At 61.8% G+C, this 15,594-nt stretch carries 15 protein-coding genes; 8 read left to right on the forward strand and 7 right to left on the reverse strand.

Going from position 1 to position 15,594, the window contains the following annotated elements:
- Positions 1-30 precede the first annotated feature (30 nt).
- The gene (locus AC50X9_RS04820) at positions 31-465 is read left to right on the forward strand and encodes a DUF1801 domain-containing protein (protein WP_494890831.1); all 435 of its coding nucleotides are present in this window, start codon (positions 31-33) and stop codon (positions 463-465) included.
- A gap of 183 nt (positions 466-648) precedes the next feature.
- Here the strand turns inward: AC50X9_RS04820 and rplI are convergent, their stop codons facing one another.
- From rplI to rpsF, 4 genes are all read right to left on the reverse strand, one after another.
- On the reverse strand, positions 649-1,101 hold the full coding sequence (rplI, locus tag AC50X9_RS04825; protein ID WP_307457021.1) for a 50S ribosomal protein L9: 453 nt from the start codon (positions 1,099-1,101) through the stop codon (positions 649-651).
- A 17-nt stretch (positions 1,102-1,118) separates the two neighbouring features.
- Complete coding sequence (gene rpsR, locus AC50X9_RS04830; protein WP_003800144.1) at positions 1,119-1,358, reverse strand: 30S ribosomal protein S18; 240 nt, start codon at positions 1,356-1,358, stop codon at positions 1,119-1,121.
- A gap of 126 nt (positions 1,359-1,484) precedes the next feature.
- Positions 1,485-2,081 (reverse strand): single-stranded DNA-binding protein, encoded by a 597-nt coding sequence (locus AC50X9_RS04835; RefSeq protein ID WP_494890834.1) that lies wholly within the window; start codon positions 2,079-2,081, stop codon positions 1,485-1,487.
- 55 nt (positions 2,082-2,136) lie between these two features.
- Positions 2,137-2,442 carry a 30S ribosomal protein S6 gene (gene rpsF, locus AC50X9_RS04840; RefSeq protein WP_069950073.1) on the reverse strand — a complete coding sequence of 102 codons (306 nt, stop codon included), beginning with the start codon at positions 2,440-2,442 and terminating at the stop codon, positions 2,137-2,139.
- Positions 2,443-2,682: 240 nt separating this feature from the next.
- On the opposite strand from rpsF, the gene AC50X9_RS04845 reads away from it, so the two are divergent.
- The 7 genes from AC50X9_RS04845 to AC50X9_RS04875 all read left to right on the forward strand — a co-directional run bounded on the left by AC50X9_RS04845 (position 2,683) and on the right by AC50X9_RS04875 (position 10,970).
- The gene (locus tag AC50X9_RS04845; RefSeq protein ID WP_494890836.1) at positions 2,683-3,366 is read left to right on the forward strand and encodes a DUF1345 domain-containing protein; all 684 of its coding nucleotides are present in this window, start codon (positions 2,683-2,685) and stop codon (positions 3,364-3,366) included.
- A gap of 406 nt (positions 3,367-3,772) precedes the next feature.
- Positions 3,773-4,702, forward strand: coding sequence for a DUF6492 family protein (locus AC50X9_RS04850; RefSeq protein ID WP_494890838.1), 930 nt, complete (start codon positions 3,773-3,775; stop codon positions 4,700-4,702).
- 275 nt (positions 4,703-4,977) lie between these two features.
- Positions 4,978-5,970: a rhamnosyltransferase WsaF family glycosyltransferase gene (locus tag AC50X9_RS04855; protein WP_494890840.1), complete on the forward strand. Its 993-nt coding sequence runs from the start codon at positions 4,978-4,980 to the stop codon at positions 5,968-5,970.
- Between the two features lie 131 nt (positions 5,971-6,101).
- Positions 6,102-7,403: an O-antigen ligase family protein gene (locus tag AC50X9_RS04860; RefSeq protein ID WP_494890844.1), complete on the forward strand. Its 1,302-nt coding sequence runs from the start codon at positions 6,102-6,104 to the stop codon at positions 7,401-7,403.
- Between the two features lie 60 nt (positions 7,404-7,463).
- A complete protein-coding gene (locus AC50X9_RS04865) occupies positions 7,464-8,264 on the forward strand; it encodes a chain-length determining protein (protein ID WP_494890848.1) in 801 nt (266 codons plus the stop codon).
- Positions 8,261-9,646, forward strand: coding sequence for an exopolysaccharide biosynthesis GT4 family glycosyltransferase EpsE (epsE, locus tag AC50X9_RS04870; RefSeq protein ID WP_494890851.1), 1,386 nt, complete (start codon positions 8,261-8,263; stop codon positions 9,644-9,646). The genes AC50X9_RS04865 and epsE overlap by 4 nt, the downstream gene beginning before the upstream one ends.
- Positions 9,647-9,707: 61 nt before the next feature.
- The gene (locus tag AC50X9_RS04875) at positions 9,708-10,970 is read left to right on the forward strand and encodes a hypothetical protein (RefSeq protein WP_494890852.1); all 1,263 of its coding nucleotides are present in this window, start codon (positions 9,708-9,710) and stop codon (positions 10,968-10,970) included.
- Between the two features lie 439 nt (positions 10,971-11,409).
- Here the strand turns inward: AC50X9_RS04875 and AC50X9_RS04880 are convergent, their stop codons facing one another.
- The 3 genes from AC50X9_RS04880 to AC50X9_RS04890 form a co-directional block, all read right to left on the reverse strand.
- Positions 11,410-12,720, reverse strand: coding sequence for a M18 family aminopeptidase (locus AC50X9_RS04880; RefSeq protein ID WP_494890854.1), 1,311 nt, complete (start codon positions 12,718-12,720; stop codon positions 11,410-11,412).
- Positions 12,721-12,765: 45 nt separating this feature from the next.
- Positions 12,766-13,677 (reverse strand): intradiol ring-cleavage dioxygenase, encoded by a 912-nt coding sequence (locus AC50X9_RS04885; protein WP_494890856.1) that lies wholly within the window; start codon positions 13,675-13,677, stop codon positions 12,766-12,768.
- Between the two features lie 236 nt (positions 13,678-13,913).
- Positions 13,914-15,356: an amino acid permease gene (locus tag AC50X9_RS04890; protein ID WP_494890858.1), complete on the reverse strand. Its 1,443-nt coding sequence runs from the start codon at positions 15,354-15,356 to the stop codon at positions 13,914-13,916.
- Positions 15,357-15,594 lie beyond the last annotated feature (238 nt).

The raw sequence follows: 15,594 nt of genomic DNA on the forward strand, positions 1-15,594 counted from the left end.
TTCCCGCCGGCGAACTGCGACACTTCCGGGATGGCTGCGAACAAATCCCAAAACAAGACCCAGTCCACCGGCGCGTCCGTCGAGGCCTTCCTGGCCGCCGTCGAGCATCCCGTCCGGCGGGAGGATGGCTTCCGGCTGCTGGAACTGATGTCGGCGATCACGGGCCGGCCGGCGGAGATGTGGGGCCCAACGATTGTGGGGTTCGGCTGTTACCACTACAAGTACGAAACCGGCCGCGAGGGGGACGCCCCCGCCGTCGGCTTCTCCCCCAGGAAGGCGAGCCTGTCCCTCTACGGCCTGACGTACGGTCCCGAGTCGGCAGACCTGCTGGGCCGGCTGGGGAAGCACAGGACGGGTGCGGGGTGTCTCTACGTCAACAAGCTCGACGACGTCGATGAGGCGGTCCTGGCCGAGCTGGTCCGGAACGGCTACCGGCACGTGACCACGGTGCTGCACCAGCCCTAGGCCCCCCGCAAGCTCCCCCGGCAACGCGGGGTCTCTTGCGGCCCATCCCGGGCACCGACATGGGCCGTAGGTGACCCCGCGTTGGGGTGTGGGGGTAAAGCAAAAGGCCCCCGCGTCCGGTTCCCAGGGGGAATCCGGAGGCGGGGGCCTTCCAGCAGTTCAGGATTGCAGAGCCGGTGAAGGCTACTTGCCTGCGACTACGTCGAGTTCGATCACAGCGGCAACGTCGGCGTGGAGACGGACGTTTGCCTGGTAGGAACCAACCGACTTGATGTGCGTCGGCAGTTCAACCTTGCGCTTGTCGATGCGGCCAAGGCCAGCGGCCTCAACAGCGTCGGCCACGTCGCCCTGCTTGACGGTGCCGAAGAGGCGTCCGGTCTCGCCAGCCTTGACAACGAGCTTGACCGGCTTGGCGGAGAGTGCAGCGGCCTGCTTCTGAGCGTCTTCCAGGGAAGCGTGCTCGCGGGCGGCGCGGGCAGTCTTGATGGACTCAACCTGCTTCTCGCCACCCTTGGACCAGGTCAGGGCGAAGTTGCGGGGCAGCAGGTAGTTACGTGCGTAACCGTCCTTGACCTCGACAACATCGCCTGCAGCACCGAGACCGGTTACTTCGTGGGTCAGTATGAGCTTTGCCATGTTAGTTAATCCCTTCCTTAGCCGCGGCCAGCGCCGGAGTAAGGCAGCAGAGCAACTTCGCGGGCGTTCTTGATTGCCTGTGCGATCTTGCGCTGTTCCTGCACCGTGACGCCGGTGACGCGACGGGCGCGGATCTTTCCGCGGTCGGAGATGAACTTGCGCAGCAATGCTACGTCCTTGTAGTCGATGACAGTGATGTCAGCGGCCTTCAAGGGGTTGGACTTTGGTTTGGGCTTACGGAGTTCAGCCTTAGCCATCGTGGAGCTCCTATTCGATGGAGCCCGTGGATATTGATCCACGGGATGGTGGTGATCCGACGCCGGTGAGCGCCCGTCCGCCTTGCGGCGTTCCGGCGGGTTCCGTCGTCGAACCTTAGATGTTGTTTAGAAGGGAGGTTCGGAATCCGGGCCGTTGCCCCAGCCGCCGCCTGCATTGCTGACACCGGGCGTGGCCCAGGGGTCATCCTGCTGCTGTGCGGGCTGCTGGTTGCCGCCCCAGGTTCCGCCGGAGTTGCCGCCCTGGTTTCCACCAGAGCCGCCACCGAAGCCGCCACCGCTGTTGCCGCCGGCGCCGAAGCCACCCTGGGCACCGTTGCCGGCACCCCCACCGCCGGAGCGCTGGGTGCGGTTGACCTTGGCGTTGGCGTAGCGCAGGCTGGGGCCGATTTCATCGACCTCAAGCTCGATAACGGTGCGCTTCTCGCCTTCCTTGGTTTCGTAGGAACGGCTCTTCAGCCGGCCGGAAACGATCACGCGCATGCCCTTGGTCAGGGATTCGGCGACGTTCTCGGCTGCTTCACGCCATACCGACGCGCGGAGGAACAGGGTTTCCCCGTCCTTCCACTCATTGGACTGGCGGTCGAAGGTGCGGGGAGTAGAAGCGATGGTGAAATTCGCTACTGCCGAACCTGACGGTGTAAACCTCAGTTCGGGGTCACTGGTGAGATTACCGATGACCGTAATAGTGGTTTCGCCTGCCATCTACTGCCTCCTTGTTCGTTCCTGCGGGGTGAAGAATGAAAATCGGGAGCTGAGATTACTCAGCGACGACCTTCTGCACTTCGGGGCGAGTGATCTTGGTGCGCATGATGGTCTCATTGAGGCTCAGCTGGCGATCAAGTTCTTTGGCGGTAGCCGGCTCGGCGGTGAAGTTCACCACGGCGTAGATACCTTCGGTCTTCTTCTGGATTTCGTAAGCCAGGCGACGACGGCCCCAGATGTCAACCTTTTCGATGGTTCCACCATCGGTCGTGATGACGTTCAGGAACTTCTGAAGCGTTGGCTCAACGGTACGCTCTTCGACCTCGGGGTCGATGATTACCATCAATTCGTAAGGACGCATATGTGAACCCACCTCCTTTGGGCTAAGCGGTTACGGCATTTCCGTAACAGGAGGTTCATTTGCGGTGCCATGTGCCCGCTTCACCCCCAGGAACGGGGGCAGGGCGCAGCACAGACTTCAATAGCTTAGTGCATATGGGCGGATTCAGCGATTCCACGCCGTTCCAGCGTAGCGGAGGCCGGCACGGCCCCGGAAGCAAAGCCGGCCTCCATGTGGACAACCCTGTGCCAGAATCGGGGCATGACCACCGGCTCCCCGCTCCGCGACAACGCCCGGCCGATCCGGCGCAGCCGGCTGCGCTTCGCGGTTATGCTCCTCGCCGGGGTCCTAGCGGCCACGTCGGCCGGCCTGGCCGGGCACTGGGTGGAGGCTCCCGCGGTCGGCTGGGGCAGCGCCTCGTTGACCTACGTTGTCTGGGTCTGGCTGGCGATCGGCCGCTTCGACCCGGCCGAGACCCGGGCGCATGCCACCGCAGAGGACCCTTCGCGCAGCATCACCGACCTGCTGATCCTGGCGGCCAACGTCGCCAGCCTCGGCGCGGTGGCCGCCGTCGTCGTTGATTCCCATGCCAACGACGGCGGGTCCCGGTTCGGCGGCGGCCTGCTGGCGCTCGCTTCCGTGGCCCTGTCCTGGCTGCTGGTGCAGACGCTGTTCACCCTGCGGTACGCCGAGCTGTACTACAGCACGGGCGGCAAGGCCGGCTCCGCAGTTGGCGGTATCGATTTCAACCAGGACGACCCCCCGCAGTACACCGACTTCGCCTACCTTGCCACGAGCCTCGGCATGACCTACCAGGTCTCGGACACCGCCCTGCAGAACCACGGCATCCGGGCCGAGGCGCTCAAGCACAGCCTGTTGTCGTACCTCTTTGGCACCGTCATTCTGGCCACCACGATCAGCCTGGTGGTCAGCCTGGCCTTCTGACAGCTGTGGTTCCCGCAGCCCTTCTGGCGCGCCGGCGACCGGATTCCGGGGGTTTTCGGCCCGGAAAACGAGTACCTGGGACGAAAACTACTCGACTTCACGCGATGCCCTACTCGACTATCCGTGCGGCCTATTCCCCCGGGAGACCCCGCGGCTATATTTGCAAAAGCACGGCCATCTAGTCAGGGTTCGCTCCTACCCCGAGAGTATCGGGATGACGAGCATAAGTCGGGTGGAAACTGACTATTTTCCAGCCGATGTCTGGGAACCCTGGCTCAAATGGCTTCTTTTGGCGACTGATTTGGGGGCACGATGGATATGTTTGGCCGGGACAGCGGGGCGGCACGCATTCAGCAACTTGCCGTCCGGTCACCCATCTGCCCTACTGCCGTCAGGCGCTTTCGCCGTGAGCATCGGAGCAGCCATGGAATCTAGCCCAGAACTCGCCGTCCTGACACCCAGCTATGCCCCGGACGCCGAACTGTGTCGGGAACTCAATCGCTCGGTTCTCCGCTGGATGCCAGAAAACGTCGTCCATCACATTGTCGTTCCAAAGCAGGACTCTCCCGTGTTCCGAATGCTTTTGAACAGCAGGACCGAGGTCCACGAAACTGGTGAATTCCTCTCCGATTCGATGTGGAAAACCCCCGGCCTCAATATGTGGATCAACCGTTCGCGTCCTTGGGTGCCTGTCAGGGGCTGGATAGCCCAGCAACTCATTAAGTTGTCCGCATCCGCCACGCTAAATGCTGACGCCGTGCTTCTTGTCGACTCCGACATGGTGATGGTCGCACCGACTGACATTGAAGCTTTCCGGCAGGACGGCGAGTTGGTAATGTACCGCAACCCGGGAGCAATCCATTCCGGACTACCCCGGCACCGCCTATGGCTCGAATCAGCTCGGGCGCTGTTGGGGCTAGCGCCCCCTGAGAGCGGGAACTTGACAGACTACATCTGCTGGCCATGCGTCTGGGATCCAGAAATAGTCCGGGCCATGCTAAAACGTGTCGAAGACGTTAGCGGCCGGTCCTGGCAGACCGCAATCGGCTCCCAACTCCACTTCTCGGAGATGATGCTCTACGGCACATTCGTGGACGAAGTGCATGGCGGCCCGCGGGCTGTCACGTCACGAATGAGGAGCATCAACTACTCGGATGAAGTGCCCTTAGACGGGGTGGAGATCTCCCATATGCTCCGGGGAGGCCCACCGGATGCGTTGTCCGTGATGATTTCAGCCAAGTCGGGTATTACTCAAGAGCATCGTATGCAGGCACTTGCGGACTTCGAAGATCATTTGACGGCGGACCGTATCAGCGCCCCTAGAGGTATGTCTTGACACCGTCACATCGTTCCGCTGCCCACCTTTGGCGGATCGTTCAGGGAAGGAGTCCGTCGGGTTTCGCCAAGGCGGTCTTGCGCCGTTTAGCGCATCAGATGGACCAGCGCTTCGATTTCATGGGTGCGGAGCTGCCCGTACGAGTCGAGGACCTTGTTGAGTCCAGCGTGATGCGCTCCCCTCGCCCATTCCGGGCTCCCGATGCCACACTTCGGATCGGTTGGGTCTGCTCCCCACCGGGGCCCGGCTCCGGTGGCCACACCACACTCTTTCGCATGGTCGAAGCGGCGGAGCAACGCGGTCACGAATGCACCCTGCTTCTCTATGACCGGAACTCGGATGATGTTGCCCATCACGAGTCGGTAATCCGGCAATATTGGCCCAAAATCAGGGCAGGAATCCGAAGCGCGACGGGAGAGATAAGTAGCATGCACGCTCTGGTTGCCAGCTCCTGGGGCACCGCACACGTGGTAGCGAGCAGGGCCCCCTCCACAGCCAACTGCTTCTACTTCATTCAGGATTATGAACCGTATTTCTACCCCCGCGGTGCCCTGTACGCCTTGGCCGAGGACACGTATAGGTTCGGTTTTACCAACATAGCCTTGGGCGAGATGGTCGCATCCAGGCTGCGGGAGGAACTGGGCATCAATGCAGATGCAACGGTTCCCTTCGGATGCGACACCAGCACCTACAGGCTTCTCCGCCGCGATGCAGCCTCGGCACCGCGCTCCGGCATTGTTTTCTATGCGAAGCGAAGCGTGGACCGCCGTGGATATCTGCTGGCAAAGCTGGCGTTAGAGATATTTCATCACGAGCACCCAGAACACGAGATTCATATCTACGGAGATGCGGTGACTGACTGGAACATTCCCGTTACGAATCACGGATCGTTGAGCCCGTCCGACCTCAATGCTTTGTACAACCGGACTATTGCCAGTGTGGCCCTCTCGTTCACCAATATTTCCCTCGTTGCCGAAGAACTGATGGCCGCCGGCAACGTGCCTGTCATGAACGACCATCCGTTCCCCAGAGCCGATCTGTCCGCTCCTGAAACCAGTTGGATGTCGGCCACGCCCCAGGCGATCGCCCGTGGACTTTCGGCTGCCGTTTCGTCGCCGGACATCGAAGACAGGGCCCGGCATCTGGCTCAATCTGTTCGGCGGTCGTGGCGCCTACCGTCAGTTCTCGTTTCTCAGGCAATCGAACGGGTTTGCGGCGCTCCTGTGGTCGAGTTTGCTCTCCCCCCTGGAACAGAGACGGTCCCATGAGCCGACATCGGACGTCGCAGGCACGGTTACCCACGACCGGACGTCAGCGTGTGGCAGGCGTGTCCACCTCGGGGGCGGAGCCTGAGGTCGACGTGATGAAAGGTCGAAAGGTTCCTTTTCTTCTCCGCGCTATGGCATTTTGCATCTTCTTTTTTCCGTCGTCCATGGTGTTCAGGCCCATTGGTGCGGCTGGCACTGTGCCAATGATTCTGGCCGCGCTCATCTTCGTTCTGTGGATTTGCTCGGTCCTTTTTGGGCTCCACAATCCGATCAACGTACGGCACCCCGGACGCGTGGCGCTGGCGGCATTGTTCATTGCAACTTGCGCCTCATACGCGGCCCTGTATGCGGGAATCACCGGAGGAAGTACAGAAATTGCGCGTGCCTCTGCAGATCGATGGTTGATCCTATTGATGGCCAGTGCGGGCATCGTGCTGGTAACTGGCGAAGTGATCCGGACTCTTTCCGACGCCATGGTATTGGTGCGAGCAATTCTGGCAGGAGCGTTTTTCTGTTGCCTGGTCGCACTGGTCCAGTTCGTTTTCCGGATAAACCCCATGGAATGGTTCCAGTACGCAATGCCCGGTTTCACGTACAACGGAGGGGATACACCGTTCCAATCGAGGGGTGCGCTGTTGCGCGTTGCCGGAAGCTCCTTCCATTCGATAGAACTCGCCGTCGTGTCCGCCATGCTACTGCCGCTGTCGATTTGGCGTGTGATCTATGATAAAGGGCGCTGGATCGGTCTTAGGTTGCTGGGCACCACCCTCTTGATATTGGCCATCGCAACAACCGTCTCGCGTTCCGGTGTGCTTGGCCTTGTGGTCGGGATTGCCGTGTTCATACCATTCCTCCCGTCCGTTCCGCGCGTTTGGGCATTAATCGCATCGCCGATTGCCCTTGCCGGCCTTTTTTTGGTTGTTCCTGGACTGGTAAGCACGCTAACCGAGACGGTGACTTCCTCAGGCTCGGACCCATCAATTTCTACACGGACGAACAACTACCCCCGAGTGGAAGCGATGGTGGCCGAGCGCCCGTTCCTCGGCGCGGGCCCAGGTAACTACGAGCCTGATAGTGCAATCCACATTCTTGATAACGAGTACTTAAATGCGGCTGTAACCCTCGGCCTCATCGGGCTCTTTGCGGTTGTGATCTATCTGATCGTCCCGGGCGTGACAAGCGTGCTGGCTGCTCGGTCGTCCCGCGATCCTCAGTTGAGGTCGCTGGCAGGGGCTGTTGGTGCTGGTGGCCTCGTTGCCGGGATTTGTTCCCTAACATTCGATTCTTTGTCTTTCCCAGTTTTTGCCCTTATATATCCCGTCCTGATCGGACTCGGTGGAGCCGTTTGGATCATGGCAAAAGCAGAGAGCGGTTCAGGACCTTGGCTGCGGAGTACAAACTCAACTCCGCAATCCAATGGCTTCGAGTCATAAATCACCAGGAGGAAGTACGTGGACCCTTTAGCAGTCTTGAAAACACTCTGGGAGTACCGAGTGGTTTCCATCCCGATTCTTCTTCTGACGTTGTCTTCAGGGCTTTACGTATTTCAGTTCGCCCCCCGATCATATGAGACTTCTGCAACGTACGCCATGATCAATCCGGACATACCAACTCAGCAGGATCTGCTCAATAACCCAGAACTCGGGAAGTTGAACGGTAAGAATCCATATCTACGTTCTTCAGACCCATCATTGATTGTTCAGGTACTTCTGACCCGACTGAACGACAGTTCGATGGCCGACAAACTAAGTGAACAGGGATTAAGCCCGGAATACACCGTCAGCCGCGGCGTTGGGGGCATCAACGGATTCCTTGTCGACATCACCGGGATTGCTGAAACACCTGAGAAATCCTTCGCCACCACCCGGGCTCTCGGAAGCACTCTCGAGCAGTATCTCTACGAAGGGCAGAAGGTCAACGGCGCGGACGACGCCTATCTGTTCTCCTCCATGGTGGTCGCCCCTCCCGATAAGGCTACGGAGCAATTCTCTAGCAGGCTGCGGTCGCTGATTGCCGTATTCCTTGCGGGAGTAGTGCTAATGTTCGGCGCCGTGTCCGTCGCCCGCTCGGTGTCGGTTTCCCGCACCCGTCGCAAGTCCGAGCTCGGAGACGTCTCCATAATTGAGGCGGAACCGAAGAGCAGAATCAGGCATAGGGCACCTGCAGCCAAGGACACGTCGAACCAAATAGAGCCATCGGTTGGACATCGCCACCCGGACCCTTCCCATGAAGCGCTCGGGACGCCGGAGGACAGTTCAGGAGAAGACCAGAGGATGTCGGAGCTGGCGAGGTGACCAAGAGGATCGCCGACCACGAATTTCGGCTCGGCTACCTTGTACCTGAGTTTCCGGGGAACACACACAGCTTTTTTTGGCGGGAACTAACGGTGCTGCGCCAGCTTCACATTTCACCGGATGTGGTGTCCACCCGGAAACCTGGGTCTCAATTGGCGGCACAGGAGTGGGCGGCGATGGCACGGGGGATCACGACCTATTTGGGAGAATTTTCGGGTGACGCATTCCGGACGACCATGGGCGGATTCGGTAGGACGCGGTTCGGGGCGTTCTCCGAATTGACCCGGACCGTCCGTATCGCTGCCCAAGAGGAGGCGCCATTTGGAGGTCATTCAGCCCGGCTCCGCGCCGGCATCGGCCAGTTGGCGTGGGTGGTGATGGGGGCCAGGCTGGCCGGATTGGCCAGACGCAATCTATGGCAGCATGTGCACGTTCATTCCTGCGGCAATTCCGCTTACATTGCCATGTATGCGCATCTACTGACGGGGTTGCCGTACAGCCTGACGCTTCACGGTCCGCTGAGCGACTATGGGCACAGCCAAGTTCTGAAGTGGAGCCGATCGTCCTTCGGCATCGTTATCACGGAAGCCCTAAAGCGCGACGTCGAGGCAGCTCTGGGAAGCGTCCTCCCCCGGGACCTCGAAGTGTCACCAATGGGAGTCGACGCACAGGAATTCGCCCGGCAAGGAACATATGAGCCGTGGTCCGGCCATGGTCCGTTCAGAATCTTCGCCTGCGGTCGCCTAAATCCCAGTAAAGGCCATGATGTCCTTCTACTCGCCGTGCATAGGATGGTCAAGGACGGCCTGGATGTTCAGCTATCGGTTGCCGGCGAGGACGAACACGGTGGGCTGGGTTACCGTCGCGAACTTGAGCGGATGATCGTGGCGTTTGGCCTCGAGTCTCGGGTCCGACTGCTGGGAGCAGCACCAGCGACGACCGTCCGAATCGAACTTAATCGTGCACACGTATTCGCCCTGGCGAGCCACGCGGAGCCTCTCGGAGTCGCCATTATGGAGGCCATGTCAATGGGGGTGCCTGTCGTTACAACCGACTCCGGCGGCGTCCCCGAACTGGTGGATGACGGGATCAGCGGCATTCTCGTACCGCCGGGACGGCCCGACCTGCTGGCCGTGGCACTAGTGAATGTCATGCACCAGCCGGGTTTGTGCCTTAGGCTCAGCGCCGCTGGCCGTCGTCGAGTGGAAACTTCGTTCAGTCATCAGGGAAGCGCCCTGACCCTCGCCCGTTTGGTTCGTGCGGCCGCTGCAAGCCCGATCACCAGCCCGGAGGAGAATCCTGATCTTTTCTCATCGCTGGGTCGACAATTAGAAACAAACCCCGACGAAACTAGGGGAACCTCAAATGCTCAGAATCCCTAAAGTCCGACTGTGGAAAGTACAGCCCAGGTCAAGGGTTCCGAATTCCGGGACTGCACCGGCAGTGGCACTCGTAGTCGCCATCATCGCCGCCGGCACACTCTTCGGCTTTCGGCCCGGCACCTTCCAAAATTCTGCAAGCAAGGACGCCAAGGTAGTGGTCACTCAGGTAGATCCGCTGTCTCGACTTCCCAGAATTCCTTGGGAGGGCGGCCCGCTGTACTGGAGCCAGTTCCCGAAGTCCAACGATGCCGGCTGGGACGAACCCAATTTCTTTCCCATTTCAGTCTTCATGGGCAAGCCGGAACACGCAGCGGCGCTGAAATCCTTGGGAGTCAACACATACATGGGTGTAGAACATGACGGCTCCTCTCTTTCAGTCATCACCGGTCAAGGCCTGTTCGTGATGCCGCAGGACGAGTGGACACAATCAGAAGTCGGCCAGGACCGACATGCTGTTGGCTGGTTTATATCCGATGAATGCGACATGGGCATCGGCTGCACTGGGTCGAACCCAGCAGAGAACCTCGCTGATCAAATTGCCAAAGTGGACCGCGTTCACTCCTTTAGCGATGGCCGCTTCACAATGGCGAACTACTCAAACGGAATCTTGGACACCTACTGGGCACAAGGAGCCATGGCCGAATTCATGAAAATTGTAGATGTGGCAAGCGTGGACAAATACGCCTACACCAGCCCGTTTGTTGATAGCCAGGTGACCCATTCCCCGCATTGGCCAGCCGGTGCCAATCCGGCCTCTTCCGGTTCCTATGGCTGGTTGACGGATCGGATGCGCGCGTATCAGGATCCCGCGGGTATCCACCCCAATTGGGTGTTCGTAGAGACCGCGATGCCCTTACTCAATGACGCTGGCTCGCTGACGATTACGCCGGACCAAATCGAGGGTGCCGCCTGGTCCGCCATCATCCATGAGGCACGGGGAATAGCCTACTTTCAGCACAACAATGGTGCGATTTGTGGGTTCTATTCTCTTGTCGAGTGTGACGGGGCCAGACTAAGCCGGATCAAAGAAGTCAACGCCGAAATCCAGTCCCTGGCGCCTATATTGAACACCCAGACGTATCGGTTCAAGTTTAACGACACGACGGACACAATGTTAAAAGCCTATGGCGGTTCTGCCTATATCTTCGCGGGACTCGGGTTGCAACAGACCCCCGGGCTCAAGAGCTTTATTCTCCCACCGGAGATAAATGGAACGGCAGTAGAAGTTATCGGTGAAGATCGGACTCTCAATATAACCGACCACACCTTCAGTGACACCTTTGACCATGAGTTTTCGCACCACACCTACAGGGTATCCTTCTAAAATCTGACCCACGAGATCCTAAACCGCCGGCACTGTCGCCATAGTCATGAGACTTGTTTCGCCTAGCTGAGGACGAACAGCGCCACCGCATCGAGGTGAAGCGCCCGCAGGCCGCTGCAGTGGCTTTCTGTCTTTGCGGACGGGACGAGAGTCAAATGGATTCCGCGCGGCCCCGATGGCTCGTGTTCGATTTGTCTTCGAAGTGTGGGCACTTCCTTCGATGGAGGCACTGGTCGCGACAGTAGCGGTCATTGTGAGCGAGGTCGGCGGTGCCCGTGAACAGCCGGAAGGCCGTTCGGTTAGAGGGCCAGAACAATCAGGATGAACTCGCCGAGGCAATGGTCTCGTTCCCGCGCACTTGGGACTTGTCTCAACGAAGCTTCGCATCGCATGCTTCGGAGAGACGTGACGGCGATCTGCGCCTCCGCAGGCATTGCTGTTACGCAGCGTTCCGGAAGAACCGTTCGGTCACCTTCGCGAGCCGGTAGGGGTCCTCGACGCCGCAGAGTTCCCGGGCTGAGTGCATCGAGAGCAGGGGCACGCCGACGTCGACCGTACGGATGCCGAGGCGGGTGGCGGTCAGCGGCCCGATCGTGGAGCCGCAGGGCATCACGTTGTTGGAGACGAATTCCTGGTACGGGATGCCGGCGTCGGAGCACAGCCGGGCCCACCGGGCCGCGCCGGTGGCGTCGGTGGCGTAGCGCTGGTTGGCGTTGATCTTCAGCAGCGGGCCGCCGTTCAGGGCCGGCCGGTTCGCCGGATCGTGGCGTTCGGCGTAGTTGGGGTGGACGGCGTGCCCGGCGTCGGCGGACACACAGAACGACGCCGCGAAAGCCTGCCGCCGCTGGCTCGCCGAGGCTCCGAGCCCGTCAGAGATCCGCACCAGCACGTCCTCGAGAATCGGTCCGCTGGCACCGGACCGCGAGGCGGAGCCGATCTCCTCGTGGTCGAACGCGGCCAGCACGGCAATCGGCGATCCGGCCGGAAGCGGCGCGGCGGCGTGCGCGATCAGCGCGGTGAGCCCTGCGTGGGTTGCCGACAGGTTGTCGAGCCGACCGGAGGCGAAGAACTCACGCTTCGCGCCGAACACAGCCGGCGGCTGGGTGTCCGCAATGACAACGTCGTAGCCGCCGATCAGGCCAGCGTCCACGTCCGCGCCGGCAACCCGGTCCGCCAGCAGGCCCAGCAGGTCTTCGCCGGCCGGGTCACCGAGTCCGTACACCGGGTTCATGTGCTGCTGCTTGTCCAGGGCCAGTCCCTCGTTCACCGCCCGGTCCAGGTGGATGGCCAGCTGCGGGAACCGCAGCAGCGGCCCGGTAGCGGTGAGGTGCTGGGTGCCGTCCCGCATCACCAGGCGTCCGGCGAGCTGCAGTTCCCGGTCCAGCCACGAGTTGAGCAGCGGGCCGCCGTAGACCTCCACGCCGGCCTGCAGCCAGCCGAACTTGCCCGTGGTGGGTTTGGGCTTGAGCTTGAACGACGGCGAATCTGTGTGCGCGCCCAGGATGTTGAACCCGGTGGTAGGGCCGGCCGTCCCCGGTGTCACCCAGGCGATGATCGCGCCGTCGCGGACCACGTAGCACTTGCCGGTGCCGGCGGCCCCGTTCCATGGCTGCAGTTCGTCGAGCGCGCTGAATCCGGCCTGGTCGAGCCGGCGGGCCGCCTCGTGCACGGCATGGAAGCTCGACGGCGACGCGGTGACGTACGCACCGAGGTCCTGGATGTGGGCTGCGGCGCTGGACTCTGAAGGCATGGCTTCGAGTCTAGCGCCGCGGCGTGGGGCCGGAGGGCCCTGGCCCTACACGGTGACGTTGAGTCCGGCTGTGTACCCGCCGGGCACGGAGCCGGTCATGGTGGCGAGCTGGTAGATGCCGCCGTCATTGCCGAAGACGTTGTCCGACTTCAGCGTGGTCCGCGGGAAATTCCGGGCGCTGGATTCGTAGCCGGCAGAGGCGTAAACCTCTTTGCAGGCGGCGTCCGTGAGCGCGATCTGCGACACGGCGAGGACCTGCCCGGCCGCCGTCGCGTTTTTCATGGACTCGAACACCTCGAAGTGGATGTGTGGCCAGCGGCCGCTGTAGGCGCCGGGGAAGACGGTCTGGAAGGTGACCTGGCCATTGGTGTCGGCCTCCTGGACGCCGCGGAGGAAGTTCTCGTTCTTGAGTCCGGCGTCGTACATGGAGTACTTGCCGTCCTTGTCGCAGTGCCAGGCGTAGACGGCGGCTCCGGCCAGCGGCGCACAGCCGTTGGCGTTGTCGAGCAGGGTCAGAGTGACGGTGAGCGGCACGCCGTCGACCTTGGTGCTGGAGGTCCCGAAGCTGGAGGTGATGTCCTGCCGGACCACGCCGGAGGCGGCCAGCACGTTCGGGCCGTTGGAGCCGTCGCCGGGGTAGGGTCCGGCGGTTTCCTGGGGTATTTCGAGTCCGCACTCGGCGATCGCTCGCGTCAGCGTGGGCGAGGCAGAAGACGAGGGCGTGGGCGTGGCAGCCGCAGTTCCGGCGGATACCGCCGCCGACCCGGTCGCGGCGGAGGTGGACGTCGCGGCCCCGGTGGAGGAGCCCCCCGGGGTGCAGGCTGCCAGGGCGGCGGCCGTGCCGGCACCCAGGAACATACCCAGCGACCGGCGACTCATCAGGGTGGACAGGTCGAATTCCAGACCGCGGTCGTGGTTGGGGTGCGGCTCGTGCGGTGGCTGCGGAGTAGAAGTCATGCCTCCATGGAACCCCGAGGCACTATGCGCTGACTAGGCCCATCCTGTGAACCCGCTGTGGTTTGGGCCCGAGCTGGCCGGGTGCCGTCCGCCCCGCGGGACATGCCCTCCGCCGGCCGCGGTGAACGGACATGTTGCCGGTATGTCCAATGCTCCGCGGCAGGGCTGGGCATGTCCCATGGTGGTGGCGATCCCGCGGGTCAACGCCACCCGCCGGGCCTCCTGGCCTCCGGGAGCTACGACGCCGGGCCGGCGCCCACGGTGGCTGCCTGGGCTGGCGCCGCGGTCTCGTCCGCCCGGGTGTCGCCGGTGCCAGAAACCAGGGGCTTTCCGCCGTTTTTGCGGTAACGCCAGATTCCGATACCCACCACGACAGCGGCGAGGGCAAGTGAGAGCAACAGGGATTCGCGGGTGGACTCCAGGACCACCATGCCGATCAGCAGCGCGACGATGCTGATGATGGCCACCCAGGTCAGGTAGGGGAAGAGCCACATCTTGAGTTGGAGGTCCTTGGCTGCTGGGCCCATCCGGCGGCGCAGGATCAGCTGTGAGCTGGCAATCACGAGCCAGACAAACAGTGCGATGGCCCCTGAGGTGTTGACCAGAAACAGAAATACGGTGTCCGGGGCGACATAGTTCAGGCCGACGGTGATGAAGCCGACCACCGTGGAGGCCAGGACGGCGGCGGCGGGGACGCCGCGGCGGGAGATCCGCATCCAGGACCGCGGCGCGTCGCCGCGGCGGGAGAGCGAGAACAGCATCCGGCTGGCGGTGTACAGGCCGGAGTTGAGGCAGGACAGAACGGAGGTCAGCACCACGATGTCCATGATGGTGCCGGCACCGGGGATACCGAAAAGCTCGATCACGGCAACGTAGGGGCTCTTGGCCACGGAGGCCGAGTTCCAAGGCAGGAGCGTGACCACGACCGCGATGGAGCCGATGTAGAACACGAGGATGCGCCAGACGGTCGACTTCACGGCCTTCTTGACCGCGTCGACTGGGTTTTCGGATTCACCGGCCGCGATGGTGGCGATCTCAGCACCGAAGAAGGAGAAAACAACCACGAGGATGCCCGCCAGCACGGCACCCGGCCCGTTGGGCATAAAACCGCCGTTTTCCAGCAGGTTGCTCACGCCGGGGGCCGGAACGCCCGGGACGAGGCCCAGGATTGCGGCGACGCCGAAGAGCAGGAACAGCACAATCGCCGCAACCTTGATGGATGCGAACCAGAATTCGAACTCACCAAAGGACTTAACCGAACCCAGGTTGGTCAGGGTCAGCAGCACCATCAGCAGCAGCGCCCACACCCACTGGTCGATCCCCGGGACCCAGCGGTGCATGATCGCCGCGCCCGCCGTGGCCTCGATTCCGAGGACAATGATCCAGAACCAGGCGTACAGCCAGCCGATGCTAAAGCCTGCCCAGCGGCCCAGGGCTTTGTCCGCATAAGCCGAGAAGGAACCGGTTTCCGGGTTGGCCGCCGCCATTTCACCCAGCATCCGCATGACCAGGATGACTACGAGACCTGCCGCCGTGTAAGCAACCAGGATCCCGGGGCCGGCCTGCTGGATTGCCGCGCCGGAACCGACGAACAGTCCGGCGCCGATCACGCCGGCGATGGCGATCATGGACAAGTGCCTGGGTTTCAAAGACTTGGAGAGCTGCTGGTCTGCCTGCATAAGGCGCCGTCCTTCGTGGATTGTGCGGGTCCGCGGGGGATCGTAAAACTTGTGCCCCGGACCACAGTGACGTTTCACACTAGACCGCGCCCGGCGCCGCCTGTCCTGTGCAATCCCACAAATGACGCACGCCATCTCAAGGCAGACTTCCAAGAAAACGGCACCCCATGCAACTAAAGTTGCTTCACGGGAAATTCTGAAATGTGCCTGAAACCACTGCTTCAGGCAATTTGCTGCC

This window comes from Pseudarthrobacter sp. HLT1-3, from assembly GCF_059383535.1.

Excerpts from the sequence above, each read along its gene's own strand:
- AC50X9_RS04820 (WP_494890831.1), top strand. The coding sequence starts at position 31 with ATGGCTGCGAACAAATCCCAAAACAAGACCCAGTCCACCGGCGCGTCC.
- rplI (WP_307457021.1), bottom strand. The coding sequence starts at position 1,101 with ATGGCAAAGCTCATACTGACCCACGAAGTAACCGGTCTCGGTGCTGCA.
- rpsR (WP_003800144.1), bottom strand. The coding sequence starts at position 1,358 with ATGGCTAAGGCTGAACTCCGTAAGCCCAAACCAAAGTCCAACCCCTTG.
- AC50X9_RS04835 (WP_494890834.1), bottom strand. The coding sequence starts at position 2,081 with ATGGCAGGCGAAACCACTATTACGGTCATCGGTAATCTCACCAGTGAC.
- rpsF (WP_069950073.1), bottom strand. The coding sequence starts at position 2,442 with ATGCGTCCTTACGAATTGATGGTAATCATCGACCCCGAGGTCGAAGAG.
- AC50X9_RS04845 (WP_494890836.1), top strand. The coding sequence starts at position 2,683 with ATGACCACCGGCTCCCCGCTCCGCGACAACGCCCGGCCGATCCGGCGC.
- AC50X9_RS04855 (WP_494890840.1), top strand. The coding sequence starts at position 4,978 with ATGGTCGAAGCGGCGGAGCAACGCGGTCACGAATGCACCCTGCTTCTC.
- AC50X9_RS04860 (WP_494890844.1), top strand. The coding sequence starts at position 6,102 with ATGGCATTTTGCATCTTCTTTTTTCCGTCGTCCATGGTGTTCAGGCCC.
- AC50X9_RS04880 (WP_494890854.1), bottom strand. The coding sequence starts at position 12,720 with ATGCCTTCAGAGTCCAGCGCCGCAGCCCACATCCAGGACCTCGGTGCG.
- AC50X9_RS04885 (WP_494890856.1), bottom strand. The coding sequence starts at position 13,677 with ATGACTTCTACTCCGCAGCCACCGCACGAGCCGCACCCCAACCACGAC.
- AC50X9_RS04890 (WP_494890858.1), bottom strand. The coding sequence starts at position 15,356 with ATGCAGGCAGACCAGCAGCTCTCCAAGTCTTTGAAACCCAGGCACTTG.